We start from the raw sequence: 23,823 nt of genomic DNA on the forward strand, positions 1-23,823 counted from the left end.
AGAACGCTCGTCGTTCGTCGGCACGGAGGATTACATGACGGCCATTAATGAACCCAGCTTTCGCGAAAGTGTAGATTTGATGTTTAACAGGGCGGCGTCCCTTATGGACCTGCCGCCGGGGCTTGAGGAAAAGATCCGGGTCTGCAACGCCACCTACACCGTTCGGTTTGGTGTCCGCCTGCGCGGCGATATTCATACTTTCACCGGTTACCGCTCGGTTCATTCCGAGCATATGGAGCCTGTTAAGGGCGGTATTCGTTACGCCCTTGCTGTGAACCAGGACGAGGTCGAGGCCCTTGCCGCCCTGATGACTTATAAATGTGCTCTGGTCGAAACGCCCTTTGGTGGATCAAAAGGGGGATTGTGCATTGACCCCCGCAAATACGAAGAGCATGAGTTGGAGCAGATCACTCGCCGCTTTGCCTATGAACTGGCCAAGCGCGATCTGATCAACCCCTCGCAAAACGTGCCCGCCCCCGACATGGGAACGGGTGAGCGTGAGATGGCCTGGATGGCGGATCAATACGCCAGGATGAACACGACGGATATTAATGCGCGCGCCTGTGTGACGGGCAAGCCGCTGAATGCGGGCGGTATCGCAGGCCGGGTCGAAGCAACAGGTCGCGGCATCCAATACGCCCTGCGTGAATTCTTCCGCCATCCGGAAGACATGCAAAAGGCGGGGCTGTCCGGCAAGCTGGATGGAAAACGTGTCATCGTTCAGGGGCTGGGCAATGTGGGTTATCACGCCGCGAAGTTCCTGAGCGAAGAGGATGGATCCAGAATTGTCGGCATCATCGAATGGGATGGCGCGCTTTATAATCCCGACGGGATAGACGTGGAATCCGTGCGGCAATGGATCGTCAAGCATGGCGGTGTCAGTGACTATCCGGATGCGACGCACTCGGCCGAGGGTGGTGCAGTTCTTGAAGAAGAATGCGATATCCTCATCCCTGCTGCTCTGGAGGCGGTCATCAACCTGTCAAACGCAGACCGGATAAAGGCGCCTTTGATCATCGAGGCTGCGAATGGTCCTGTGACTGCAGGTGCGGATGAGATTCTGCGCAAGAAGGGCACGGTGATCATTCCGGACATGTATGCAAACGCGGGCGGTGTGACCGTTTCCTATTTCGAATGGGTCAAGAACCTCAGCCATATTCGTTTCGGTCGCATGCAGCGCCGTCAGGAAGAGGCGCGGCACGAGCTGATCGTGAGTGAGCTGCAGCGGCTGGATCGTTATCTTGGCGATGCCTGGTCGATGTCTCCGGACTTTAAGGCCAAGTACCTTCGCGGCGCGGACGAGCTGGAACTGGTGCGCTCGGGCCTCGATGACACGATGCGCATTGCCTATCAATCCATGCGCGAAGTCTGGCACAGCCGCGATGATGTCGAGGATCTGCGTACGGCGGCCTATATCGTGGCCATTGACCGCGTCTCGAAAAGCTATCGCGCCAAAGGGCTGTGATGTTTTGAAATCAGGGGCAGCCTGGCTTTGTCAGGCTGCCCCAACGGTAAGGGCTGGCCGACTTAACCACGGTAGACACGCCAAAAACGGCAATGGCAGGCCGTGCCTGCGACAGGTAAGCTGCAGCGACAGAATCGATTACCGGAGTTCCCTATGTTGCGTATCGCCTTAGCCGCCGCTTTGCTGGCCACCCCTTTAGCTGCGGAAGAGACCAAAGAGCAAAGCTGCCAATACCAGGCTGAAGTTGTTGCGGCGATCCAAAAGGCACGGCTGGACCGTGTAAAAGAGCGCAACGTGCCCCAGGCAGTTGCCGAAACCAGCCCGACATGGCCCGAAAATTACAATGCTGCCATCCCGTTGATCGCGCCTTGGGTCTACGAACAAAAGATGCGCGACGTGCGCAAAAAGGATCTGGGTGCCGCGTGGCTTGAGCTGTGTTTGCAGCAATAATCCACAGCCCCATCATTTCCTTGTGGACAAACGCGCGTCATACCCTTGGCGCGCGTTCCTGTTTCTGTCAGGTTTGACCCATGTCACTGCCCCCCGGATTTCTGGATGAACTGCGCACCCGCCTAAGCCTGTCTCAGGTCGTAGGGCGTAAAGTCATGTGGGATCCGCGCAAGTCCAACCAGGGTAAGGGCGACATGTGGGCGCCATGCCCGTTTCACCACGAAAAGACCGCGTCCTTCCACGTAGATGACCAAAAGGGGTTCTACTACTGCTTCGGGTGCCATGCCAAAGGCGATGCGATCAGCTTTGTGAAAGAGACCGAGAATGTCTCATTCATCGAAGCTGTTGAGATTTTGGCGCGCGAGGCAGGCCTGCCCATGCCTGCACGCGATCCAAAGGCACAGGAAAAACAGGACCACCGGTCGCAACTGGCCGACGTCATGGAGCAGGCCGCGCAATTCTTTCGCTTGCAACTCAAGACCGGGGCAGGGGGCGCCGCGCGCGATTACTTGACCCGTCGAGGATTGGATGCACAGGCGTTGGACCGGTGGGAGATCGGGTTTGCGCCGGATGGCTGGCAAGGGTTGTGGGATCACCTGCGCGGAAAGAACGTGGCCGAGGACCTGATCCTTGGGGCAGGGCTGGCCAAACCTTCGAACAAGGGCAAAAAGCCTTATGATACGTTCCGCAATCGGATCATGTACCCTATCCGCGATCCGCGCGGGCGGTGCATCGCGTTTGGCGGTCGGGCAATGGACCCCAATGACAATGCGAAATACCTGAACTCGCCCGAAACGGAATTGTTCGACAAGGGGCGCAGTCTTTATAACCACGGCCCTGCGCGTCAGGCCGCAGGCAAAGGGCAACCTCTGATCGTGGCCGAAGGGTACATGGATGTGATCGCACTGGCCGAAGCTGGATTCGGGGCGTCGGTCGCCCCGTTAGGCACGGCAATCACCGAGCATCAATTGCAACTCCTTTGGCGTGTCTCGGATGAGCCGATCATCGCATTGGATGGCGACACGGCCGGTCTGCGTGCCGCGATGCGCGCGGTTGATCTGGCCTTGCCGCTGCTGGAGGCGGGTAAATCCCTGCGGTTTGCCCTGATGCCCGAGGGCAAGGATCCCGATGATCTGCTGCGGGCTGAGGGTCCGGCAGCTGTGAAATCAGTGCTTGAAGGCGCGATCCCGATGGTTAAACTCCTGTGGCAGCGTGAGACAGAGGGCAAGGTGTTCGACAGTCCGGAACGCAAAGCTGCGTTGGATAAGTCGCTGAGGGACAAGATTAAACTGATCCGCGACCCCTCAATCCGGGCGCATTACGGGCAAGAGATCAAAGACCTGCGCTGGCAACTGTTCCGCCCGCAACGTCAGCCGCAAAATCGCCAATGGCAGCCACGCGGTAAGTGGCAACCTTCGAAACAGCCAGCAACCCCTGGTGCGCGCTCATCTTTTCTGGCGTCTTCAGAAACCGCGGATATCCAGATGCGCGAGGCTGCTATTTTGGCAATAGCCATCCTGAATCCCACCGTTGTGATCCAGTTCGAACATCAGCTTGAAGAAATGGAGTGCCATGATCCCGATCATGCCGCCTTGCGCGCCGCCATCCTTCGGCATGCGATCGATGACCCAGAGCATCTGAAAGACCACATTTTTGAAACTTTGGGCGGCGAAATCCTTGAAAACCTGCTGGCCCTTCGCCATGTCGCAGTAATCCCTTGTGTGTTCAAACCAGGCGACGTCGAAAAGGCCGAGATGACTCTGGCCGAGGAACTCGCGAAAATCAAAGCGCTCCGGGGATTGGATGCCGAGATTGCCGAAGCTGCAGAGGAACTGTCTGATCTGGCTGATGAAGCGCTGACATACCGGCTGGCCCAGGCCGCCGAAGAGCGTAACCGCACAAGCCGCAGTCAGAACGAGGATAGGGCGGTTTTCGACATCGCCGATAACGGCGCACGAATCAACCGCGACGAGAAAGACGCGTTTCAGGCGATCATGTCTGGCATCAATTTTGAACGGAAACGTCGCTAAAGTGGTGTTTTCGTAAGGCACTGGAAAAGAAAAACGGGTAAACGGGTGGCCGAATCACTTCTACGCGCTAATGATTCGGTACAAACGAATCACCCATCCCTGCAGGAGCATTGAATGGCCGCCAAGGATACAAACGAAGACCGCAAATCCGACGAGCAGGAACAGGAAATCTCGCTGGACATGAGCCAGGCCAACGTCAAGAAAATGATCGCCGAGGCCCGCGAGAAAGGTTACATCACCTACGACCAGCTCAATCAGGTTCTGCCGCCTGATCAAGTCAGCTCGGAACAGATCGAAGACGTTATGTCGATGCTGTCCGAGATGGGCATCAACATCATCGAAGATGAAGAGGCCGAGGAAGAAGAGAACAAAGGCTCGACCGAACTGGTTGCCGCTGAAAGCAACCGTGAGGTTGCGCTGGCGGGTGCTGGTGCTGAAAAGCTGGATCGCACAGATGACCCGGTCCGCATGTATTTGCGTGAGATGGGCAGCGTCGAACTGCTAAGCCGCGAAGGCGAGATTGCCATCGCCAAGCGGATCGAAGCCGGTCGTAACACCATGATTGCCGGTCTGTGCGAAAGCCCGCTGACCTTCCAGGCGATCACCATCTGGCACGACGAATTGTTGTCCGAAGACATTCTGTTGCGCGACGTCATCGATCTGGAGGCCACGTTTGGCAACCAGTTGGACGAAGACGGCGATGTCGAAGAGCCGGTGGTTGACACGTCTGCGGTTCAGGCGGCAAAACCCGCCAAGGAAACCGGCCCTGAGTTGGACGCCGACGGCAACCCGCTGAACAATGACGACGACGATGACGAAGACGAGCAGGCCAATATGTCGTTGGCCGCGATGGAAGCCGCGCTGAAAGATCAGGTTCTGACCACGCTGGAACGGATCTCGACCGACTTCGCGATGCTGTCGGAAATGCAGGATAGCCGGATCTCGGCGACCCTGAACGAAGACGACACGTTCTCGGAAAAACAAGAGGCGACTTATCAACAGCTGCGATCTGAGATCGTCGAACTGGTGAACGGTCTGCATCTGCACAACAACCGTATCGAAGCGCTGATCGACCAGCTGTACGGCATTAACCGTCGCATCATGTCTCTGGACAGCTCGATGGTGAAACTGGCGGATCAGGCGCGCATCAATCGTCGCGAATTCATCGACGCTTATCGTGGGCGTGAACTGGACCCGAACTGGCTGACCGAGATGGCCGAAAAGCCGGGCCGGGGTTGGCAGATGTTCATCGAACGCTCGACCGCCAAGGTCGAGGAACTGCGCAACGATATGGCTCAGGTCGGTCAGTATGTCGGCCTGGACATCCCTGAATTCCGCCGCATCGTGCAGCAAGTTCAAAAGGGTGAGAAAGAGGCGCGTCAGGCCAAGAAGGAAATGGTCGAAGCTAACCTGCGCCTGGTGATCTCGATTGCCAAAAAGTACACGAACCGGGGCCTGCAATTCCTTGATCTTATTCAGGAAGGCAACATTGGCCTGATGAAGGCGGTGGACAAGTTTGAATACCGCCGCGGGTACAAGTTCTCGACCTATGCGACCTGGTGGATCCGTCAGGCGATCACGCGTTCCATCGCGGATCAGGCCCGTACGATCCGTATCCCGGTTCACATGATCGAAACGATCAACAAGCTGGTCCGGACCGGTCGTCAGATGCTTCACGAAATCGGTCGCGAGCCGACGCCGGAAGAACTGGCCGAAAAGCTGCAGATGCCGCTTGAGAAGGTTCGCAAGGTGATGAAGATCGCCAAGGAACCGATCAGCCTTGAAACGCCGATTGGCGACGAGGAAGACAGCCAACTGGGCGATTTCATTGAGGATAAGAATGCCGTGCTGCCTTTGGACAGCGCCATTCAGGAAAACCTCAAGGAAACGACTACACGGGTTCTGGCCTCGCTCACGCCGCGTGAGGAACGTGTTCTGCGGATGCGTTTTGGCATCGGTATGAATACCGACCACACTCTGGAAGAGGTTGGTCAACAGTTCAGCGTGACCCGCGAACGTATTCGTCAGATCGAGGCGAAAGCGCTGCGCAAGCTCAAACATCCCAGCCGATCGCGCAAATTGCGGTCCTTCCTGGATCAGTAATCAAAAAGGCGCCTCAATCGAGGCGCCTTTTTCTTATCCGTTCACGCGTTGATCACGGTGACCGGTTCAAACTTCAAATTGGCGAGAACTCACAAGTCATGCGGCGATGTGGCCCCTATTTCTGCCTTGTCCACTCATGGGACAGGCCGGGGCGAGGCTGTGCCGCTGACGACCCCCGGCCACCCTTTCCGTGTTACGGTCCCAACCGAGTGCGGAACGTGCTGGGTGCCTGACCGGTCCAGCGTTTGAAGGCCGTAGAAAACGCAGGTTGATCCGCATAACCCAGCGAATAGGCGATTTCCGACAATGGCATCCCGTTGGTGATAAAAGTCTGCGCCAGATCGCACCTCAAGTCTTCGACAATCTCACGATAGCTTGTGCCTTCATCATTCAACCGCCTGGCAAACGTGCGCGGGCTCATCCCAAGGTTCGAGGCTGCGTCGTCCGCCTGAATAATCGCGCCGGGCATAGACCGGGTGATCAGCCCCTCGACTTGCGCCCTGAGTTTTTGCGCGGGCTGGTCACTTTCGGCCTGAACCCTGTCGCCATATGACAGAAGATGCTCGCGCAGAGAGGGGTCATATGTTGGCACCGGCAGATCCAATGAGGACAGCGTCAGTATTATTTCCAACCGTTCTGCACCAAAGGACACAGGAAAGCCCGCTAGTTTCTGAAACTCTTTTCTGGCTTCGCCGACCTCGTGCTGAAAGCGGATTTCTATAGGAAAGAAACTTGTCTGCGTTAACGAGCGAATGCGGGCGAGGGCCGCGAAAATCAAAAATTCGGTACGACGGTGATATCGGGCAAAACTGGCATCCTTCCAGTCGGCTTCGATTGAAGCAAAATTTCCAGAAACGCGCAGGCTGAAGTACAAAGCCGGGTCTATCATCCCGTGAAACCGCGACGAGTTTTCGATCACCTGCTTCAGATCACGCGAGTATTTACTGATATACGCCGTCAGGCTGGAGGACGACCTGAAGCCAAGCCCAGCACTGGCCGAAAAGGTGATGTCATTCAGCGCGTCGCAGGCGTAGCGGACAAACAACGCCTCTTTGTGCGCGCTATAGGCTGTTGCAGGTGGCGCAATGTCGCTGCGGCTCAGACCGGATTTGGCCAGCACGCGATCACCAATCGAAGGATCTTCTGCCCTTTGATCTAGTGTTTTGGACAACACTTGAATGCGGGCAATATCGACGTCCATGTTCAAACCCGAGTTAGCAGCGTATTTCATTTCGCGGCCTTTGTTCCGGCCGCTGTCATCTATTCAAATAACAATGGCAGAATTTCGCAAGACTACATTGGGTGTCTTACGTATTTTCCGCGTGCTGTCGGGTTAAGCCTTGTGGGGATGAGGTCAGAGCCCAGGAAACTTGTCGCGCAGATGACCCGCGGCTCCCCGACACATATCAATTCGCAAAGATGGCCCAGTGTCGCATTGCCCGGAATGTGCAGTGATGCGAATGTGCTTCAAATTGGGTTGGCAGGCGAAACTGATATGACCACACTGGCAAACGATGCGGCAGATGGTCAGGATTTCATTGTCTTTGACGGCGAATGCGTTCTCTGTTCGGGCTTCTTTCGTTTCATGGTCGCGCGAGACAAGGCGCAGCGGTTCAAATTTGCCACCGCGCAGTCGCCATTGGGGCAAAGGCTGTATTCTCACCTCGGACTACCGACGCGGGACTTTGAAACCAATCTCGTCGTTACTGATGGCGTGGTTCATCAACGGTTGGATGCTTTCGCAGCTGCGATGCGCAAGTTGCCGGGGTATTGGTGGGTTCTTTCGGTCTGCAGGTTTCTTCCTCGCATCATCAAAGACCCGCTGTACTACGTAATCGCCAGAAACCGGTATGCAATCTTCGGACGTTCGCCGACCTGCATGATCCCAGACAAAACGCTGCAAGCTCGCTTTCTGCCCGAGAGGTTAGAGATCCAGATCACGCGCCTCAGCCTGTTGCGAGTTCCTTTCCCGAAGGTGCTTCTGCCGCAATCAAAGACCGAGGAATGGCAGGATGATGAAGGACGGTTCCGGTTTGACGTGTCGGCCCGGATGCCGCTTGTTGGGGCTTTAATCCGGTATCAGGGCTGGCTAACGTTCGATCACGCGGGGACCCGCGTTGACTGAATTGACTGTGAACCAGCTTTGCCCGGTAAGAATGTATACTATTTGAGAAATTACCTCGAAATGAATGAGAGTATGATTATGAAACAGGTTATGACATTGGCGGTTTCTGCCGCGATCTTGCTGTCTGTGCCCCTATCGTCGGCCTCGGCCGCGCGAAACGGATATCAGACGGTTGCCGTCAACAACAATATGTTCGAAGTGATCCCGAGGGCCCGTCAGGACGTGGACGGGTATTGGTGCGCGGCTGCGGACTTTGCGCGCCGGACTTTGGGTGCAGGTTGGCAGCAACGTATTTATGTGGTGCGCGGCTATGGTCCCAGCGAAGCAACGGGTCGCCGCACGGCTGTTCAATTCTCGCTGCAGCAACCTACAAACGTTGCCCAGCAAAGCAGTTCGATCTCAGTTGGCTTCAAGGCTGGCGAAAGCATGTCGGTTCAGGGGGCAAACGGACGTTGCAACATCCGCCCGTTCCGCGATTGATTGAGGACTGATCGCTATATGCAGACCGAGTTTATTATTTCGACGAATGGACCAGGGTTGTACGAAATCACCCGGGGCGTGCGCAACTGGCTTAACTCGGTCTCAGGCGATGGTTTGCTGACATTGTTCGTGCGGCATACGTCGTGTTCGCTGACCATTCAGGAAAACGCTGATCCTGAGGTGCAATCGGACCTGCGCGCCTTTTTTGACAGATTGGTGCCGCCGTCCGACGACCCCGCGATGGCCTATCTGCGCCATACTTACGAGGGCCCCGACGACATGCCCGCCCATATCAAGGCGGCTCTTTTACCTGTATCGCTGTCTATTCCCGTGTCCATTGGGCAACCGATGCTGGGGACATGGCAAGGTATTTACCTGTTTGAACACCGCACCGCAGCGCATGTGCGAAAGGTCGCGGCGCATTTCGCCTGACCCCTTTATGTTGCGGTGGAAATTTCCGACTACCCAAATCCTAGCGGCTACCCTATAGTTGTGGATAAGTAAGTCATAGTGCTTACAAAAAGAGGCGGAACCAGGGACGAGGAGACGGTGGATGCGCTGCCCGTTTTGCGGAAATATCGATACTCAAGTCAAAGATTCACGCCCGGCAGAGGACCATGCGGCCATTCGTCGGCGTCGGTTCTGTCCCGCGTGTGGGGGGCGGTTTACGACCTACGAACGTGTCCAGTTGCGTGATCTGGTGGTAATCAAAACCAACGGCAAACGCGAAGATTTCGATCGGGACAAGTTGGAGCGTTCGATCCGCATTTCGATGCAGAAACGCCCGATTGATCCGGAACGTATTGACCAGATGATTTCTGGTATCGTGCGTCGTCTGGAAAGCATGGGCGAGACCGATATCCCGTCCAGCAAAATTGGCGAGATCGTCATGGAAGCTCTGGCGCGGATCGACACCGTCGCCTATGTTCGCTTTGCGAGCGTATACAAGAATTTCCAGGCGGCCGATGACTTCGAGGAGTTTGTCCACGAACTGCGCCCGCCGCAGCCTTCGACGGACGAGTGAGCGAAACAGATAAGCGATACATGGCGCTTGCCCTGTCTTTGGGGCGGCGCGGTCAAGGGACGTGCTGGCCAAACCCAGCCGTCGGTTGCGTGATCGTGCGTGACGGGCGCATTGTGGGACGCGGCTGGACCCAGCCGGGTGGTCGCCCACACGCCGAACCGCAAGCGCTGGCACAAGCCGGAGACGCGGCACGGGGTGCCACGGCCTATGTCACGCTTGAACCCTGCGCCCATCACGGCAAAACACCCCCTTGCGCCGAGGCCCTGATCGCTGCCGGTGTGGCCCGTGTTGTCGCGGCCATCGAAGACAGCGATCCGCGTGTTGCAGGACAAGGCTTTGCCATGCTGCGCGAGGCGGGGATCGAAGTGACCACCGGCGTTCTGGCCGAACAGGCAGCCCAGGATCTTGCGGGGTTCTTCCTGAAAACCGAACAGGGGCGTCCTTTCGTAACCCTGAAACTGGCCAGCAGTTTTGATGGGCGCATCGCCACCGCCACGGGGCATAGCCAATGGATCACTGGCCCAAAAGCGCGGCGTGCGGTGCATGCCATGCGTGCGCGTCATGATGCGGTGATGGTAGGGGCGGGCACCGCGCGCGCCGATGACCCATCCTTGACCGTTCGGGATATAGGGGTCGACGCTCAGCCTGTGAGAATTGTGGTCTCGCGCCATTTGGACATTCCCTTGTTGGGGCAGCTGGCGCGCACGGCTGCTGAGATACCCGTATGGCTGTGTCACGGCCCATCCCCGGATGCCGAGCGTGCACGCGCGTGGGACGGGCTTGGGGCGCAACTGCTGCCTTGCGCGCTGGACGATCACCAGATCGATGCAGCGGACTTGTTGCTACAGTTGGGTAAAGCAGGTCTGACCCGCGTGTTCTGCGAAGGCGGGGCGGCTTTGGCCGCGTCGTTGCTTGCCGCGGATATGGTCGATGAATTGGTCGGGTTCACCGCTGGGCTTGCGATCGGTGCCGAAGGGTTGTCAGCCATCGGCACGCTGGGGCTGGACAAGTTGGATAATGCCCCGCGTTTTGAGTTGATCGAGACCCAGGTCATCGGGCCGGACATCCTGCACCGTTGGGCGCGGGCGCTGCGTTAACGACGCCAGATATGTGCATGGGTCGCGAATGCGCCTTGTAGTTTTGACAGAACTCGAAGCAGTGGACCGCCTACGGGCGCCGCACCTTGTGACAGCCGTTCAACCGCAACTTCTACGGGGCAGGGCTCACCTGTCACAGGGTCCATATACCGGGGATAATCGATCAGCGCCGCGTGAGCCAAACCTAAAACCGTTGGTCGTGCGCCCCTGCGGACTGGGACGGTTCCCAAATCGTTCGTCAGCCCCCAACCCGCATAAAAAGGCGCGCCAAGGGTGGTCACATTGACACCGCGCATCAAAGCCTCGAACCCTAGCAATGAGGTCATGGTCCAGACCTCCTGGACCTGCGACAGCAGAGCTGCCGGGTCGCAATGGGTGGCGATGACATCGGCGAGGGCTGCGTCCTCGACTGCCCCATCGCGCAAGCCCGCTTCGACGTCGGGGTGCGGTTTGTAGATCAGAATGGCGTTTGGGTTTGCCTCGCGCACGGCGCGCAACAGGTCAGCATTTGTGCGAACAGTGCTGGTGCCCAACTGGATTGAAGCATCGTCTTCAACCTGACCGGGGACGAGTATGCGATGCCCCTCAGGCAAATCCGGTGCGCCGACCCCTGTGTTGTACTTGGTGATTTGGGCGGACACGATTTGAGCGATCAGCCTTTCGGCACGCAATTCCTGATCTGGCCGCAGAGTTTCCCGGGCGGCAATAAACCCTTCCAGTTGGCTGGGATGCGTCGGGTCGTAATAGATCCCCTGATTGTCCGTTGCCAATGACAGGGGCGGTACAAGTTTTGCGCCCAACCCGCGCGAGCGTAGAAAGCCATCCTCGACCCGGACGGCACTTTCCGTGCCCTTGGCTTTACTTGCCCAGACCATATGAGGTCGATCTGACTGCGCTGGTTGATCGTCGGTGAAGCGGATTGTTTTCTCGCGCCCAAACACCCGTTGCAGGTGTTTGCGTTTCCACAGGCGCATACCCGAGGCGGTCCATCCCTTGTGATCCTGACGCCAGGCGCGGGTTCTCGCCTCAAGCGTGTCCAGAACGGTTTCCATCTCGCACAGTTGGTCCCGGTATGGATCGTACCAGGTTGGATAGAGGATCATCGCTGCAGCGAACAATTGCGCGCGCGTCAGGTTGCGTTGGCGGCGTGGCAAGTGTGCTTCATCCTGCGTCAGTCCCCAACCTGCATAGAAGGGCTGGCCAAAAACACGCGGCTTATGTCCGGCCAAAATCGCCTCGAACCCCATCTGTGAGGACAGGGTGTAAACGCCAACCGCACCTTCCAACAAAGCCCACGGACTGACCGGTGTGTTGATGACCGAGACGCGATCGGTTTGGTCGGCGGTGGAGAAATAGCCTGAACGATGCCCGGCGATGGTATCGGGATGGGTCTTGATCAGAACTGTGGCGCCAGGGTTCTCTTCTTGCGCCATCACCAGCATTTCGCGAAACCGGGCCTCATCCCCGGCGCTGGCCGTCACAGCCGCGTCGTCGCGGACCTGATCGACCACCAGTACATAGCCGGGGTCAGGGGGCGGAGCGGTCAGATCAAAGGCCGAGTACTTGCTGAGATGCAGGTCGCGCATCCGTTCAATCCCGCCCCGTGCGCGGTTCAGCAGGGCGGTGTTGTCCAAAGGATCGGTGGCCAACAGCGTTTCCAGATCGGACGTCTGAGCCGCATCGAAATGTAAGCCGGATCGATCAAGCAACAGGCCAAGTGGCGGCTCTCCGCTGCGGCCAGGATGCAAAGACCGAAGAAAGGCGTCTTCGACGCGCAGCACTGGGGCATCATGCCGAGCCGCAACAGCAAGGCCGCGATGGGCCGTCGGGCTGTTGCCCCAAACCCCGACGGCATCACCGTCTTTGGGCAGGCCAATCCAGATGTCGTAACCGGACAGGGACAATATTCGGCGAATTCGGCGGGATGTCAGGAAACCACCATTGTAGACAAGCAGCCGGGTACGTTCAGACCCGGCTGCTGTTTCAAGCGACATCAGTTGCCTGTCAGCGTGGCGACATTGGCCAGCGGTGTAAGGCCGCCGGAGATCAGGGAAATAGACTTTGTCCACTGCGCATATGGCGCTTCGGTCACATAGATTGTGTCATCATCGCGAATGACGAAATCCCGTGCAATGAACAGACCGTTTGGTGCCGTCAGGTTCAGCAGGTAAATCATACGCTGATCGCCCTGCAGGTCCGGACGGCCCATCACCGAGCGTGCGATATCCTGACGTTCCTTTCGCAACACGAATATGCCGGTAGGGTCCGAGGATAGGGGCAGCAATCCGCCAACCTGCGCCAATGCTTCAAGCGCCGAAAGGTCCTGGGTGTCAAACGCAACCCGGGATTGGCCACCAGTTGCGCCAAGCGCAATGTACGACCGGCTGTCGGCTTCAACCAGAATGCGATCGCCGCCGCGCAGAGCGACATCCAGCTTTGGGTTGCTGAACAGGTCGTCGTACCACACCGTCCCTTTTTGGTTGCCCCTGAGTAGCGTCACAACCGCTATGTCGGAACCAACGGATACGCCACCTGCACGTGACAGCATGCCTGAGAGGGTACGAGTAGGAAGTTCAATTGGATAGATCCCCGCCGACCCAATGCTTCCTGTTAGTGAAACGGTCGCACCATCTCCCGCAGCCCGGCGGACTTCGACTTGGGGGTCAGGAGTCTGGTCCTGCAATTTTCCAGTAATTATTTGACGGAGTTGCTCGGGCGTGTTTCCAGCGGCGCGCACACGTCCTGCATAGGGCACAAAGATAAAGCCATCGGCGTCTACCTGAACCTCATTGAGTGATGTGGCAGAACCGACGTCACCTGACAGCAGGCCATCATCGACGTTTTCCCAGATCGTCAATCCCAACACGTCGCCAGGGCGAACGGTATCCGCCGTCAGGCTTTGCGCGCTGGTGAAGGAAGACGAGAAACCGAATTGGGGGATTTTGGATGTCGCTCGTACGACCCTGTCATCCACCTCGACGACAAAGGCATTGCCACCATTTTCAACTGAACCCGCCAAAATCTCGGACTTGTTGGGGCCAGATTTAGGGAGCTGGCACGCGGCCAGCACGCCACATACAGCCACAAGGGCGGCCCCTCGCACCCAGCGAATTGGAAAGCACTGCACTGCCGATTATCCTCAGTCGTCTTTTGTTTGCGTCAACTTAGCTTGTTCGGGGTTCAACATCCAGCACCAACCAACCCAGCTTATTCGACGAGTTTCAACTGTGGCGTCGACGCCTCGTTGTCAGACAAAACGGACTGGTAGGGATCATGCGACTGCAACAGCATGTCGGCGGCGCGGCGCAGCAGTTGCCGTCGCCCACGCAGTGAATAAAAGCCGCCGGGTAACTGGCTGGTTTTCAGAAGAAATTGCCGGTAAGCCCGATAGGCTCCGTGGTCCGGTACGTCCGGGTCGGCAAAGAACTGGGCAATGGGTTGCTGTGAAACAAACTCGGGTTTGTCGTAGACGGACTTTCCAAAACTGCGCAACGGGATTCCGCGCCACAGAACTTGTTGACCGGCCGTAGAGTTGATCGTAACTGCTGTGTTCGCGTCATCCAGCAATCCAGCCAGTTTGCCGCCGGGAACGTAGTGCACGCGATCCACCACTTGATGCTTGCGGGCTATTTCGCGCGCCCTGCGGCGCAGCGGCTCGCGATGGTTTTCCAGCGGATGTTCCTTCAGAACCAAAAGGTGATGGGCCGGAGCGCCTTTGGCAAAACCTGATATGACATGCTCCAGAAAATCCGACATGCAGGTATAATCTGAATGGGCCTGCACCGAACTGTCATGACCCAGTTGCAACAAGGCCAGGTGATAGGGTGCGCCGTTTTGACGAACGCGCATGGTGGCCCAGCGACGCCTAATTCTGTGGAAAGGCATCAGCGCAAGCCGTTTGAAGTACAGGCGAAACTCTGTTGATACCGGCAATTCCCGGTGCGTCTTGAAGTTGGAGTACCTCCGGTTCAGGAACAGGACAAACCAATGATAAAACGCACCGTAGAATATGTGTTGCCGCATATCGCCCCAATGGGACGGTGGCGGTGGAACTGGTGCCTCGGACTGGTCAAGCGCATCTTGCATCTGGGCGACGTCCAAAGACATCAACCGTGAGTGTCCATTTGATCCGTTCCGTTCGTAAGTGACCCACCACGGGCGCAGATAGCCCTCTTCGAATACATGGACAGTCACGCCCACTTTGCGCGCAACATCCGCAGCTTTGGCATGAACCGGACGGGTGTCACCGTATAGAACGATATCTGTGACCGACTGCGTCCGGATCAGTTCCCTAAGGGTTTCGGGCCATTGCTCGGAATCGTCCAAAAACGGGATGTAGGTGCTGCGATCAAACCAGAACGCTTCATCGCCCGCGTTAAACCCCACGCGCAAAACATCAGCCCCGGCGGCGCGCAAAGCGCGTGCCAGTGCGCTAAAGAAAGGGCCATGCGGTCCCTGCAAAAACAGGAATACACGGCGATGCGAGCGCGAGGCGAGTGGATGCATCCTGGTCTGCTCTTTATCGTTTGGTACCAAAATTATGCCTGTATACATCAATCCGGGCAAGGCAGGGCTTGCCCGCAGCGTTTCTTGAGCTTACCTCGGCGGTTACACATACGCACAGGTTATAAGCTAAGGGTGAAAACAATGTTCACAGGGATCGTCACCGATATCGGAATTGTTACCGAGTTGGACCAGCAAGGGGATCTGCGTGCTCGGATCAAAACCGGCTATGACACTGCGGGTATTGATATTGGCGCATCCATCGCCAGTGACGGCGTCTGTCTGACTGTGATTGCCCTTGGGGATGATTGGTACGATGTGCAGATCAGCGCCGAGACGGTGTCGAAAACCAATCTGAACACATGGCAAGTTGGCAAACGCGTGAACCTTGAACGCGCCCTCAAGGTTGGGGACGAACTGGGTGGGCACATCGTTTCCGGCCATATCGACGGCGTGGCCGAGGTTGTTGCCCTGCAGGACGAAGGAGACAGCACCCGTGTAACGTTGCGCGCGCCCAGAGAATTGGCCCACTTTATAGCGCCCAAGGGATCAGTTGCGCTGAACGGAACCTCGCTGACGGTCAATGACGTGGACGGTTGCGATTTCGGGATCAATTTCATCCCCCACACCAAAGAGGTGACAACCTGGGGCGATGTCTCGGTCGGTGATCAGGTGAACCTCGAGATTGACACGTTGGCGCGGTACGTCGCCCGTTTGGCCGAGATGTCCTGACCCAACGGTTTCGACGCCGCGTTTCGACGATCCGTGGCCGCAAGCGCTCTGGTATTTGAGCGCTTGGTGGTCTATCCAGCCGTCCAGACACGCTCTTGTGAAAGGCTGCCCCATGAGCTTTGAAACCCCCGGTCCCGTCGAGGCCCAGCTGCGCGACGCGATCAGCCCGATCGAAGATATCATCGAAGAGGCGCGCAAGGGCCGGATGTATATCCTGGTCGATCATGAAGATCGCGAGAACGAGGGTGATCTGGTCATCGCGGCCGAGTTTGCGGATGCCGAGGCAATCAACTTTATGGCCACCCATGGGCGCGGGTTGATCTGCCTGCCGATGACGGCAGAGCGCGTCGACGCCCTTGGCCTGCCGATGATGGCTGTGAACAACTCATCTCGTCACGAAACCGCGTTTACCGTGTCCATAGAGGCACGCGAAGGCGTGTCGACCGGCATCTCGGCAGCAGATCGCGCGCTGACCGTTGAAACGGCGATCAACGAGCAAAATACGATGGCGCACATCGCGACACCGGGTCATATCTTTCCGCTGCGCGCCAAACGGGGCGGGGTGCTGGTGCGCGCCGGTCATACAGAGGCGGCGGTTGATATCTCTCGGCTTGCCGGGTTGAACCCCTCAGGGGTGATTTGCGAGATCATGAAGCCCGACGGCACCATGGCGCGCCTGCCTGATCTGGTCGCGTTCGCCAAAGAACATGACATGAAGATCGGCACGATCAGCGACCTGATCACATATCGCTCGCGCAACGACAATCTGGTCGTCGAAACCTCGCGCAGGACTGTGACGTCAGAATACGGCGGCGAATGGGAAATGCGTCTGTTCACGGATCAGACACATGGCATCGAACATGTCGTCATGATCAAGGGTGACATCACCACGCCCGAGCCGGTTTTGACCCGAACCCATGCATTGCATGAAGCGCCTGATGTTCTGGGCCTGGGTCCAAAATCGCCGCAGGAACTGCCGCGTGCTATGGAAAAGATCGCCGCCGAAGGACGCGGCGTGGTTTGCCTGTTTCGTGAACCGCGCAACGCGCTTTACGCAACCGATGACGAAGGCCCGCGTACCATCAAGCAAACCGGTCTAGGGGCGCAGATCCTGTCCAAGCTGGGTATCCAGGAACTGGTGTTGCTGACCGATACACCGGAAACGAAATATCTGGGGCTCGACGCGTTTGGAATCTCCATCGTCGGAACCCGTTCCATTCTCAAGGATGATTGATCGTGGCTGAACAAGACAAACATGGCGTACTGCCAACGCCGACATTCGACAAGCCTGTGAAACTTTTGATCGTGGTAGCACCCTTCTATCGGACCATTGCCGATAATCTGGTTTCTGGTGCCAAGGCCGAGATCGAAGCCGCTGGCGGTACCTGCGAAGTTGTTGAGGTTCCGGGCGCGCTGGAAATCCCGACCGCCATCGCCATGGCAGATCGCCAGTGCAACTATGATGGCTACGTGGCGCTGGGCTGTGTCATTCGTGGCGAGACCACGCATTATGAAACGGTGTGCAACGACTCGAGTCGGGCGATCCAGTTGATGGGTCTGCAGGGTCTTCTTATTGGGAATGGCATCCTGACGGTCGAAAATGACGATCAGGCCGAAGTCCGCGCAAATCCTAAAAAGATGAATAAAGGTGGCGGCGCTGCAGCTGCGGCCTTGCATCTGATTGCACTCAGCCGTAAGTGGGGCTCTTCCAAAAAGGGCGTCGGGTTCAAGCCGCCGTCCGAGTCCATCCTTGTGGCGGGCGACAACAACGGACCCACAACAGCATGACCCAGACAGACGCGCCGAAACCGGCCAACCAGAAACGCCTGATGAAATCCGCCGCCCGGCTTTATGCCGTGCAGGCGCTGTTCCAGATGGAGCAATCGGGCCAAACGACGGAAGCAGTCGTGAATGAGTTTTTGGATCATCGGTTTGGCGCAGTTTATGAGGGCGAGGAAATGCTGGACGGCGATATCCGCGTGTTCCGCAAGTTGGTTGAAGACGCGGTGAATTATCAGGCACCGATTGACCAGATGACCGACCGCGCTTTGGTCGCGAAATGGCCCATCGCGCGCATTGACCCGACCCTGCGCGCCACCTTCCGTGCAGCCGGGGCCGAACTGACCCAAGGCGATACGCCACCAAAGGTCGTTATCACCGAATTCGTTGACGTGGCGCGCGCGTTCTTCCCGGAAGGCAAAGAGCCGAAATTCGTCAACGCCGTTCTGGACCACATGGCGCGCGAGGCACAGCCCGAGGCGTTTTGAGTTAAGCCTAAGCCCAGATGAATAAGGCGCAGCCACACAAAGCGCTGCGCCTGAAATTTAAAAATACACTTGTTCAAACAAGTCTTCGGCCTCCACCACTCACAGTTTTTTCCAAAGACACCAACATTTTACCGGAACGTAGCCGGCGTGCCACCTATCGATTCCGATAGCCCGGCGGATTGATCAGGCCAAGTTGCATCGCTCGGACCAGTGCGGATTCTCGGGTCGGGGCTCTCAATTTTTCGCGCGCATTCTTCATATGGGTTCGTACCGTAACTTCCGAGAGGTTCAACAGTTCGGCGATTCTGTCGTTTCGGTGCCCAAGAGCCAAAAGGTTCAGGACCTGCAGCTCTCGTGGCGTCAGGTCCGGAGCGGTTGGAGCAATGCTGGCGATGTCGTACACACGACCGTGATTGCTGGGGATATCCGATCCCAGATTGGTGGCCAGCACGGTTGCCAAGACACGCATTTCGCGCTGCCGTTCAGTCATCTGAACCTGGGCGTCCGGTCGGTCCGATGACAGAACTACCAGCTTGGCCTCGTTGTCGGGGCAGGGAACCACCAGAGAGTAAAGGTGAATATATCCGGCCTTTTCCAGATCGTGATTCAGACCCAGCGCCTTGGTGGAATGGCCGTCCGCGGGCCGGAGGCTTGCGGCCTGCACGTAGAGGCTTTTCCTGCCATTTTGAACCTGCGCCAGCATCGGATCCGCTTCGGCGTAACCTTGGCTGTCATAGCGGTTCAGCCAACCTTGGGACATTGAACTTCGAACCCAATGAATGGCGCCAGTCTCGGGTGTAAAGCAAAGCATGTTCAGTGCGTTGAACCCGATTTCAGTCAGACGGTCTAACGTGAACTCCCAACGTTCCTGATCATCATGGCGCAATGACAGCTCTTCGAGAAGATCAAGCGTGAACAGGCTGAGGGCATTCATAGAGACTCCGAATATAGTGTCGCACCCGTTGAGGCCGCGGTTTACTCAGCACGACCATGCGCTATCATCTCGGTATCAGACAAGGAGCTTTGTCGTGCCCAAACTGATCCGCCTTTACATCACACAAGTTGCATGGGGATTTGTCATCTCGGCCCTGTTTGTCGGGGTGCTGCTGGCGCTGAACGTGGCCAACTTGCGCGGCCTGATTTTCGGATCCGAGATCGGGTTAATCGCTCTGGCAATGATCTGGTTCATGAACGGCATCGTGTTCGCCGGTGTTCAGTTCGCCTACGCGATCATGAGTATGGCGGAAAAGCCAACAGGCCCCAGGCGCGGTACACCTGTTGCGGCCAAGTTCGAACCCGCCCGCGTTGCGGTGGACAAGGGCTGAGCCAACCTATTTCGGAAAATGAAGACTCTCCCAGACCGGGTGAGGGATAAGTTTATGTGGCGGGACCGCCAGTCAACCGTGCGGTGTGATTCCCGAGGACCTGTATGTACAGGTGGGCGCCAGGTAATCAGGCCAGGACCTGAACAGAGCCAGCCCCCTCGGAATTGCTTAAGGCCACCAGAATGCTACCAATCACAAGAAGGGCAGAACCCGCCACGGGCCTAAGTAGGGGTTGCGGCGGGTTTGCACAAGGGGTCAGGCATCAACAGTTTCGTGCAGGGCATTGCGCATCTTGCCCAAATGTTCGTCCCAACCGTCGTCGAGTGCAAGGATCAGGCCAAAGGCGTCTGCGCCCTGCGGCAGCCCTTCGTGAACCAACCCCAGTCGGGTACCGCCCGGTACCGGATCGAGCGTCCATTTTACGACGCTAACGGCGTCTCCCATGGGTTTGATGGTGAATGTATATTCCAAATATTCGGGCGGACGGGCAGCACGTACCTCACCCCAGATCAGAAGATCGCCACTGGATGTCCCGAACATCATAAGCTTTTGGCCCGCGGCAAGCGGTTGTTCGGGTTTGTGAAACCACTCCGCCAATCGGGCGGGCTCGGTCAAATAGGCCCATACGGTTTCCGGCGTTGCCCTCAGGAAAATCTGCTTTTGCAGAACTGCATTTGTCATTTTTTATTCCTTTCAATAGCTTCCTTAAGATTATTCAGGCGATCACCCCAGAACTGGTCAAAATAGCTGAACCAGTCGAGGATGGGGGCCATTCCGTTCGGCTCCAGCCGGTTAACGCGCTCGCGTCCACGTGCCTCGACGGTGATGAGGCCGCCATCGGAAAGAACGGTCAGGTGCTTTTTGACCGCAGCACGGGTCATATCGAACTGATCGGTCAGCTGAGCGATCGTCATGTCGCCAGAGGCAAGGATTTGGACGATCTCCCGTCGGGTCGGGTCCGCAAGGGCGCGGAACGCGTTTTGAATTTGTGTCTGCATTGGCCACCTCAGTAGTGATACCATTTGGTATTGTAATTTATGGGATACCATATGGTATCATGTCAAGAGTCTTTCTGGCGCTTGATTTTTGTTCACGAATTGTTCACATTTCAGGAATGACACTGGATTTACAGCCCGGACAAAAACTGGCCCGTGGGGTTTCGCGCCACTTGTTGGCGCATGGCTTTGTATCTGTTGAGGAATTTGTCCCCACCCGCGGTTTGCGCGTCGACGTCATGGGATTGGGCCCCAAGGGGGAACTGTGGGTCATCGAGTGCAAATCCAGCCGCGCAGATTATCTGACGGATTCCAAATGGCAGGGGTATCTGGATTGGTGTGATCGCTTTTTCTGGGCTGTCGATACCGATTTCCCAACCGATCTGTTGCCCGAGGAAACCGGGCTGATCATCGCAGATGCATATGACGCCGAAATTATCCGAATGGCACCGGAAGATAAGCTGGCACCTGCGCGGCGCAAGAAGATGATTCAGAAGTTTGCAACAGATACAGCCCGCAGATTGCAGGCATTGCGTGATCCAAGAATTTGAACTGTCAGTCTTTTACGATCCGGGCAGCTTGCACGGCGGCGAGGATTTCGTCCGCGATTTCTTCCGCTTCTTCAGGTTCGAAATCCATCGGAATTTCGACGCCGTCGGCCTCGATGAACAGGCGCACCATGCCGTGGTCGGTCGGGCCGATCTGAAGGTTTGCCTGAATGTCACGTTCGGTGTTGATGCCCATTTGCGCCTCCGGGACTGAGCGTTCCTGCTAGCGCGCAAAGGGTTGAGAATCAAGCCGCCTTTGAGGTCAGGTAAGGTATGAATGATATTCTGATCAGACCATTCCGGCCAGATGATGCGCCCTGGTTGGTAGAACAGCACGATCGCCTCTATCAGCTAGACGAGGGGTTTGATGACACTTTCGCGCCCCTCGTTGAACGGATTCTGGCGGAATTCGTTGACGCGCACGATCCGACACGAGAGCGGGGCTGGATCGCGGAGCGGGATGGCGTGCGCCTTGGCAGTATCTTTTGTGTCGCGCTGAACGACCACACCCCAAAATTGAGGTTGTTTCTGTTGATGCCAGAGGCCCGTGGACAGGGCTTGGGTAAACGTATGCTCAACACATGCATGGGGTTCGCCCGCGATTCTGGTTATCGTGATATGGCCTTGTGGACGCATGAAAGCCATCGGGCAGCTTGTGCACTTTACAGGGCTTCCGGATGGCAATTAACCGGCAGCAAAAAGGTTCATTCCTTTAGCTGTGATCTTGTCGAACAAAGCTGGGAAATTCGTCTTTAATTCTCTTGCATTCCCTGCGCGTGTTCGGTACATCGCCCCTCACGAGTGCCGCCTTAGCTCAGTTGGTTAGAGCGCTGGATTGTGGATCCAGAGGTCGCCGGTTCGAATCCAGCAGGCGGTACCATTTTCCCTTATTCATAACGCTTTCTCAGTACTTTCCTGGGATTCTCGGCAAGAAAAAACCGGGCCCAAAACAAGCCCGGGTGCCGAATTGTTTGGTTGCCTGACTTAGCGCGCCAGGTTCAAACGGAACCTCATCTTGGCCTTTCTGGCCGCTGGCAAGTGGCGGTTCAGTCGTTTGTTGATCAGCCCGAACACCCCGACCACCACCAGTGTTAGCAGGATGAAGTAGAAGGCCAGAATCGGGTAGGGAATGAACGGATTGAACGTCTTGTCGGCGAAATAGCTGGCGTAGTACAGCGCGTCGCCACGTTGCTGCCAGGCGGGGAAGGCCGAGAAGAAGACCAGCGTGGTGGCGTGAAACAGAAAGATCGCTTCGTTCGTGTAGGCAGGCCAGGCCAGACGCAGCATGGTGGGCCAAATGATCCGGCGAAACCGCGACCAGCCCGACATGCCATAGGCATCAGCGGCCTCGATATCACCCTTGGGGATCGAGCGCAGCGCGCCATAGAAGATCTCACCGGTATAGGCGGCGGTGTTCAGGAACAAAACGATCAACGCCCCCAGCCATGCCGACGTCAGGGCGTCGAACATGGGATAGGACTTCTTCAGCGACAGGAAGAAGAAGTAGGCAAAGAAGAACTGGATGAACAGCGGCGAGCCGCGGAAGATAAAGATGAACCACTCGGACGGTTTGCGCAGCCACTTGTTGGTGGATGCTTTGCCCATTGCCACGGCGGTTGCCAGAAAGAACCCGGTGACCAGTGCCATGATGCCGAAATAGATATTCCAGATCATGCCTGAACCGATCAGGGTGAATTGCTCGCACAGGGTAAAATCGTTGCGCGGCAGTAGCCGCTCACCAAGGCCCAGGGAACGCAGGCCGTAATCCTGGATGGTCTGGATGCAGCTCATGCGGTGGTCTCCTTGCGCAGAAGCTCTCCGCCTGATGTGGCCTGTCCGTGGGACAGGCGGCGCATCAGCTTTTCAAGCCCGATTTCCGAGACGCGGGTCATGCCGAGGTAGAAGATCAGCAGAGCCAGGAAGTACCACATCCGCCAGTCGCCATGGGGGTATTGGGTGAATTTCGTGGTCTTGGTCCCGCCCAATTCGCGGGCCCAATAGACGATGTCTTCGATGCCCAGCAGGAACAGCAGTGGGGTGGCTTTGATCAGCACCATCCACAGGTTCGACAGGCCGGGCAGGGCGTAAACCCACATTTGCGGCACGAGGATGCGCCAGAATGTCTGGCTGGGGGACAGGCCATAAGCGGCTGCTGTTTCCAGCTGCGCATGGGGAACCGCCCGCATTCCGCCAAACAGCACGTTGGCCGCAAAAGCTCCGAAAACGATCGAGAAGGTGATCACCGCGAGGAAGAAACCATAGGTCTCATGCACAAATTCCGGAGCGGTGCTGAGCGGCAGTTTTGCCGACTGGCAAACGATGAAGTCGTTGCCCTGGCGGATCGGGTCCGGCCAATCGGGGCAAAGGATCTTATGGCGCGTCCATTCAAAAGCCTGATCCAGAGCGATCACAAAGAACATGAAGAAGGCGATGTCCGGCACACCCCGTACAATCGCGATATAGCCCTTGCCCAGCCAGCTGACGGGGGGGATATGCGAGCGGGCGGCCATGGCACCAACGAACCCGAAACTCAACGCTACGGGCGCTGTGACGGCCAGCAACAGCAGAACCTTCAGGAATGACAGGTAAAACGACCAGTGTACGCCGTTGGTGAGGTAGCAGGAAAACCAGCGGAACGTGCCCAGCGTATCGGGATCAGTGCAAAACGAGAAAATGGCG

General features: G+C 57.1%; 26 protein-coding genes and 1 tRNA gene. 17 read left to right on the forward strand and 10 right to left on the reverse strand.

The window, feature by feature from the left end:
* Positions 1 to 34 precede the first annotated feature (34 nt).
* The 4 genes from QMP16_RS00940 to rpoD all read left to right on the forward strand — a co-directional run bounded on the left by QMP16_RS00940 (position 35) and on the right by rpoD (position 6,048).
* A complete protein-coding gene (locus QMP16_RS00940; protein ID WP_282150898.1) occupies positions 35 to 1,465 on the forward strand; it encodes a Glu/Leu/Phe/Val family dehydrogenase in 1,431 nt (476 codons plus the stop codon).
* A gap of 153 nt (positions 1,466 to 1,618) precedes the next feature.
* Positions 1,619 to 1,915 (forward strand): hypothetical protein, encoded by a 297-nt coding sequence (locus QMP16_RS00945; RefSeq protein WP_282150899.1) that lies wholly within the window; start codon positions 1,619 to 1,621, stop codon positions 1,913 to 1,915.
* 80 nt (positions 1,916 to 1,995) lie between these two features.
* On the forward strand, positions 1,996 to 3,945 hold the full coding sequence (gene dnaG / locus QMP16_RS00950; RefSeq protein WP_282150900.1) for a DNA primase: 1,950 nt from the start codon (positions 1,996 to 1,998) through the stop codon (positions 3,943 to 3,945).
* Positions 3,946 to 4,059: 114 nt separating this feature from the next.
* A complete protein-coding gene (gene rpoD / locus QMP16_RS00955) occupies positions 4,060 to 6,048 on the forward strand; it encodes an RNA polymerase sigma factor RpoD (protein WP_282150901.1) in 1,989 nt (662 codons plus the stop codon).
* Positions 6,049 to 6,241: 193 nt separating this feature from the next.
* Here the strand turns inward: rpoD and QMP16_RS00960 are convergent, their stop codons facing one another.
* Complete coding sequence (locus QMP16_RS00960) at positions 6,242 to 7,279, reverse strand: helix-turn-helix domain-containing protein (RefSeq protein WP_261307912.1); 1,038 nt, start codon at positions 7,277 to 7,279, stop codon at positions 6,242 to 6,244.
* A 264-nt stretch (positions 7,280 to 7,543) separates the two neighbouring features.
* On the opposite strand from QMP16_RS00960, the gene QMP16_RS00965 reads away from it, so the two are divergent.
* The 5 genes from QMP16_RS00965 to ribD all read left to right on the forward strand — a co-directional run bounded on the left by QMP16_RS00965 (position 7,544) and on the right by ribD (position 10,774).
* Positions 7,544 to 8,173, forward strand: a complete 630-nt coding sequence (locus QMP16_RS00965) for a DCC1-like thiol-disulfide oxidoreductase family protein (RefSeq protein ID WP_348774575.1) — start codon at positions 7,544 to 7,546, stop codon at positions 8,171 to 8,173.
* A gap of 78 nt (positions 8,174 to 8,251) precedes the next feature.
* Positions 8,252 to 8,653 (forward strand): hypothetical protein, encoded by a 402-nt coding sequence (locus tag QMP16_RS00975; RefSeq protein ID WP_282150902.1) that lies wholly within the window; start codon positions 8,252 to 8,254, stop codon positions 8,651 to 8,653.
* 18 nt (positions 8,654 to 8,671) lie between these two features.
* Positions 8,672 to 9,085 carry a secondary thiamine-phosphate synthase enzyme YjbQ gene (locus QMP16_RS00980; RefSeq protein WP_282150903.1) on the forward strand — a complete coding sequence of 138 codons (414 nt, stop codon included), beginning with the start codon at positions 8,672 to 8,674 and terminating at the stop codon, positions 9,083 to 9,085.
* A gap of 121 nt (positions 9,086 to 9,206) precedes the next feature.
* Positions 9,207 to 9,677: a transcriptional regulator NrdR gene (nrdR, locus tag QMP16_RS00985; RefSeq protein ID WP_058274803.1), complete on the forward strand. Its 471-nt coding sequence runs from the start codon at positions 9,207 to 9,209 to the stop codon at positions 9,675 to 9,677.
* Positions 9,674 to 10,774 carry a bifunctional diaminohydroxyphosphoribosylaminopyrimidine deaminase/5-amino-6-(5-phosphoribosylamino)uracil reductase RibD gene (gene ribD / locus QMP16_RS00990; RefSeq protein ID WP_282150904.1) on the forward strand — a complete coding sequence of 367 codons (1,101 nt, stop codon included), beginning with the start codon at positions 9,674 to 9,676 and terminating at the stop codon, positions 10,772 to 10,774. The genes nrdR and ribD overlap by 4 nt, the downstream gene beginning before the upstream one ends.
* Here ribD and QMP16_RS00995 read toward each other — a convergent pair.
* From QMP16_RS00995 to QMP16_RS01005, 3 genes are all read right to left on the reverse strand, one after another.
* Positions 10,771 to 12,768 carry a capsular polysaccharide biosynthesis protein gene (locus QMP16_RS00995; RefSeq protein ID WP_282150905.1) on the reverse strand — a complete coding sequence of 666 codons (1,998 nt, stop codon included), beginning with the start codon at positions 12,766 to 12,768 and terminating at the stop codon, positions 10,771 to 10,773. The genes ribD and QMP16_RS00995 overlap by 4 nt on opposite strands.
* Positions 12,768 to 13,901, reverse strand: a complete 1,134-nt coding sequence (locus QMP16_RS01000) for a polysaccharide biosynthesis/export family protein (protein WP_282150906.1) — start codon at positions 13,899 to 13,901, stop codon at positions 12,768 to 12,770. The genes QMP16_RS00995 and QMP16_RS01000 overlap by 1 nt, the downstream gene beginning before the upstream one ends.
* An 80-nt stretch (positions 13,902 to 13,981) precedes the next feature.
* Positions 13,982 to 15,280, reverse strand: coding sequence for a capsule biosynthesis protein (locus tag QMP16_RS01005; protein WP_282150907.1), 1,299 nt, complete (start codon positions 15,278 to 15,280; stop codon positions 13,982 to 13,984).
* Between the two features lie 141 nt (positions 15,281 to 15,421).
* Between QMP16_RS01005 and QMP16_RS01010 the strand changes: the two genes are divergently transcribed.
* The 4 genes from QMP16_RS01010 (at position 15,422) to nusB (ending at position 18,276) form a co-directional block, all read left to right on the forward strand.
* Positions 15,422 to 16,009 (forward strand): riboflavin synthase, encoded by a 588-nt coding sequence (locus tag QMP16_RS01010; RefSeq protein WP_282150908.1) that lies wholly within the window; start codon positions 15,422 to 15,424, stop codon positions 16,007 to 16,009.
* A 112-nt stretch (positions 16,010 to 16,121) separates the two neighbouring features.
* Positions 16,122 to 17,243 (forward strand): 3,4-dihydroxy-2-butanone-4-phosphate synthase, encoded by a 1,122-nt coding sequence (gene ribB, locus QMP16_RS01015; protein WP_282118783.1) that lies wholly within the window; start codon positions 16,122 to 16,124, stop codon positions 17,241 to 17,243.
* 2 nt (positions 17,244 to 17,245) lie between these two features.
* Positions 17,246 to 17,797, forward strand: a complete 552-nt coding sequence (locus QMP16_RS01020; protein WP_282150909.1) for a 6,7-dimethyl-8-ribityllumazine synthase — start codon at positions 17,246 to 17,248, stop codon at positions 17,795 to 17,797.
* Positions 17,794 to 18,276 (forward strand): transcription antitermination factor NusB, encoded by a 483-nt coding sequence (nusB, locus tag QMP16_RS01025; protein ID WP_058274810.1) that lies wholly within the window; start codon positions 17,794 to 17,796, stop codon positions 18,274 to 18,276. Before QMP16_RS01020 ends, nusB begins: the two co-directional genes overlap by 4 nt.
* Before the next feature lie 154 nt (positions 18,277 to 18,430).
* Here the strand turns inward: nusB and QMP16_RS01030 are convergent, their stop codons facing one another.
* Positions 18,431 to 19,210 carry a helix-turn-helix transcriptional regulator gene (locus tag QMP16_RS01030; protein ID WP_282150910.1) on the reverse strand — a complete coding sequence of 260 codons (780 nt, stop codon included), beginning with the start codon at positions 19,208 to 19,210 and terminating at the stop codon, positions 18,431 to 18,433.
* Between the two features lie 94 nt (positions 19,211 to 19,304).
* On the opposite strand from QMP16_RS01030, the gene QMP16_RS01035 reads away from it, so the two are divergent.
* Positions 19,305 to 19,601, forward strand: a complete 297-nt coding sequence (locus QMP16_RS01035; protein WP_282150911.1) for a hypothetical protein — start codon at positions 19,305 to 19,307, stop codon at positions 19,599 to 19,601.
* Between the two features lie 255 nt (positions 19,602 to 19,856).
* On the opposite strand, the gene QMP16_RS01040 is transcribed toward QMP16_RS01035, so the two are convergent.
* The gene (locus tag QMP16_RS01040) at positions 19,857 to 20,282 is read right to left on the reverse strand and encodes an SRPBCC family protein (RefSeq protein ID WP_282150912.1); all 426 of its coding nucleotides are present in this window, start codon (positions 20,280 to 20,282) and stop codon (positions 19,857 to 19,859) included.
* Complete coding sequence (locus QMP16_RS01045) at positions 20,279 to 20,599, reverse strand: ArsR/SmtB family transcription factor (RefSeq protein ID WP_282150913.1); 321 nt, start codon at positions 20,597 to 20,599, stop codon at positions 20,279 to 20,281. The genes QMP16_RS01040 and QMP16_RS01045 overlap by 4 nt, the downstream gene beginning before the upstream one ends.
* A 116-nt stretch (positions 20,600 to 20,715) precedes the next feature.
* Between QMP16_RS01045 and QMP16_RS01050 the strand changes: the two genes are divergently transcribed.
* Positions 20,716 to 21,147, forward strand: a complete 432-nt coding sequence (locus QMP16_RS01050) for an MmcB family DNA repair protein (RefSeq protein WP_058274815.1) — start codon at positions 20,716 to 20,718, stop codon at positions 21,145 to 21,147.
* A 4-nt stretch (positions 21,148 to 21,151) separates the two neighbouring features.
* Here QMP16_RS01050 and QMP16_RS01055 read toward each other — a convergent pair whose 3' ends face one another.
* On the reverse strand, positions 21,152 to 21,340 hold the full coding sequence (locus tag QMP16_RS01055; RefSeq protein WP_058274816.1) for a DUF6324 family protein: 189 nt from the start codon (positions 21,338 to 21,340) through the stop codon (positions 21,152 to 21,154).
* A 77-nt stretch (positions 21,341 to 21,417) separates the two neighbouring features.
* Here QMP16_RS01055 and QMP16_RS01060 point away from each other — a divergent pair, with 77 nt between their 5' ends.
* Both QMP16_RS01060 and QMP16_RS01065 read left to right on the forward strand, forming a co-directional pair.
* Positions 21,418 to 21,900: a GNAT family N-acetyltransferase gene (locus QMP16_RS01060; protein ID WP_282150914.1), complete on the forward strand. Its 483-nt coding sequence runs from the start codon at positions 21,418 to 21,420 to the stop codon at positions 21,898 to 21,900.
* 47 nt (positions 21,901 to 21,947) lie between these two features.
* A tRNA-His gene (locus tag QMP16_RS01065) sits at positions 21,948 to 22,024 on the forward strand.
* Positions 22,025 to 22,128: 104 nt separating this feature from the next.
* Here QMP16_RS01065 and QMP16_RS01070 read toward each other — a convergent pair.
* Together QMP16_RS01070 and QMP16_RS01075 are read right to left on the reverse strand one after the other, a co-directional pair.
* On the reverse strand, positions 22,129 to 22,935 hold the full coding sequence (locus QMP16_RS01070; protein WP_282118774.1) for an ABC transporter permease: 807 nt from the start codon (positions 22,933 to 22,935) through the stop codon (positions 22,129 to 22,131).
* On the reverse strand, positions 22,932 to 23,819 hold the full coding sequence (locus QMP16_RS01075) for an ABC transporter permease (RefSeq protein ID WP_108858966.1): 888 nt from the start codon (positions 23,817 to 23,819) through the stop codon (positions 22,932 to 22,934). Before QMP16_RS01075 ends, QMP16_RS01070 begins: the two co-directional genes overlap by 4 nt.
* Positions 23,820 to 23,823 lie beyond the last annotated feature (4 nt).

The organism is Ruegeria atlantica, assembly GCF_947495585.1.
Classification (GTDB): Bacteria; Pseudomonadota; Alphaproteobacteria; order Rhodobacterales; family Rhodobacteraceae; genus Ruegeria; species Ruegeria atlantica_G.

Excerpts from the sequence above, each read along its gene's own strand:
- QMP16_RS00945 (WP_282150899.1), top strand. The coding sequence starts at position 1,619 with ATGTTGCGTATCGCCTTAGCCGCCGCTTTGCTGGCCACCCCTTTAGCT.
- QMP16_RS00975 (WP_282150902.1), top strand. The coding sequence starts at position 8,252 with ATGAAACAGGTTATGACATTGGCGGTTTCTGCCGCGATCTTGCTGTCT.
- nrdR (WP_058274803.1), top strand. The coding sequence starts at position 9,207 with ATGCGCTGCCCGTTTTGCGGAAATATCGATACTCAAGTCAAAGATTCA.
- QMP16_RS01030 (WP_282150910.1), bottom strand. The coding sequence starts at position 19,210 with ATGAATGCCCTCAGCCTGTTCACGCTTGATCTTCTCGAAGAGCTGTCA.
- QMP16_RS01060 (WP_282150914.1), top strand. The coding sequence starts at position 21,418 with ATGAATGATATTCTGATCAGACCATTCCGGCCAGATGATGCGCCCTGG.
- rpoD (WP_282150901.1), top strand. The coding sequence starts at position 4,060 with ATGGCCGCCAAGGATACAAACGAAGACCGCAAATCCGACGAGCAGGAA.
- QMP16_RS00960 (WP_261307912.1), bottom strand. The coding sequence starts at position 7,279 with ATGAAATACGCTGCTAACTCGGGTTTGAACATGGACGTCGATATTGCC.
- QMP16_RS00995 (WP_282150905.1), bottom strand. The coding sequence starts at position 12,768 with ATGTCGCTTGAAACAGCAGCCGGGTCTGAACGTACCCGGCTGCTTGTC.
- QMP16_RS01050 (WP_058274815.1), top strand. The coding sequence starts at position 20,716 with ATGACACTGGATTTACAGCCCGGACAAAAACTGGCCCGTGGGGTTTCG.
- QMP16_RS00965 (WP_348774575.1), top strand. The coding sequence starts at position 7,544 with ATGACCACACTGGCAAACGATGCGGCAGATGGTCAGGATTTCATTGTC.
- QMP16_RS01040 (WP_282150912.1), bottom strand. The coding sequence starts at position 20,282 with ATGACAAATGCAGTTCTGCAAAAGCAGATTTTCCTGAGGGCAACGCCG.
- QMP16_RS01055 (WP_058274816.1), bottom strand. The coding sequence starts at position 21,340 with ATGGGCATCAACACCGAACGTGACATTCAGGCAAACCTTCAGATCGGC.
- QMP16_RS00940 (WP_282150898.1), top strand. The coding sequence starts at position 35 with ATGACGGCCATTAATGAACCCAGCTTTCGCGAAAGTGTAGATTTGATG.
- QMP16_RS01070 (WP_282118774.1), bottom strand. The coding sequence starts at position 22,935 with ATGAGCTGCATCCAGACCATCCAGGATTACGGCCTGCGTTCCCTGGGC.
- nusB (WP_058274810.1), top strand. The coding sequence starts at position 17,794 with ATGACCCAGACAGACGCGCCGAAACCGGCCAACCAGAAACGCCTGATG.
- ribB (WP_282118783.1), top strand. The coding sequence starts at position 16,122 with ATGAGCTTTGAAACCCCCGGTCCCGTCGAGGCCCAGCTGCGCGACGCG.
- QMP16_RS01005 (WP_282150907.1), bottom strand. The coding sequence starts at position 15,280 with ATGCATCCACTCGCCTCGCGCTCGCATCGCCGTGTATTCCTGTTTTTG.
- QMP16_RS01045 (WP_282150913.1), bottom strand. The coding sequence starts at position 20,599 with ATGCAGACACAAATTCAAAACGCGTTCCGCGCCCTTGCGGACCCGACC.
- dnaG (WP_282150900.1), top strand. The coding sequence starts at position 1,996 with ATGTCACTGCCCCCCGGATTTCTGGATGAACTGCGCACCCGCCTAAGC.
- QMP16_RS00980 (WP_282150903.1), top strand. The coding sequence starts at position 8,672 with ATGCAGACCGAGTTTATTATTTCGACGAATGGACCAGGGTTGTACGAA.
- QMP16_RS01010 (WP_282150908.1), top strand. The coding sequence starts at position 15,422 with ATGTTCACAGGGATCGTCACCGATATCGGAATTGTTACCGAGTTGGAC.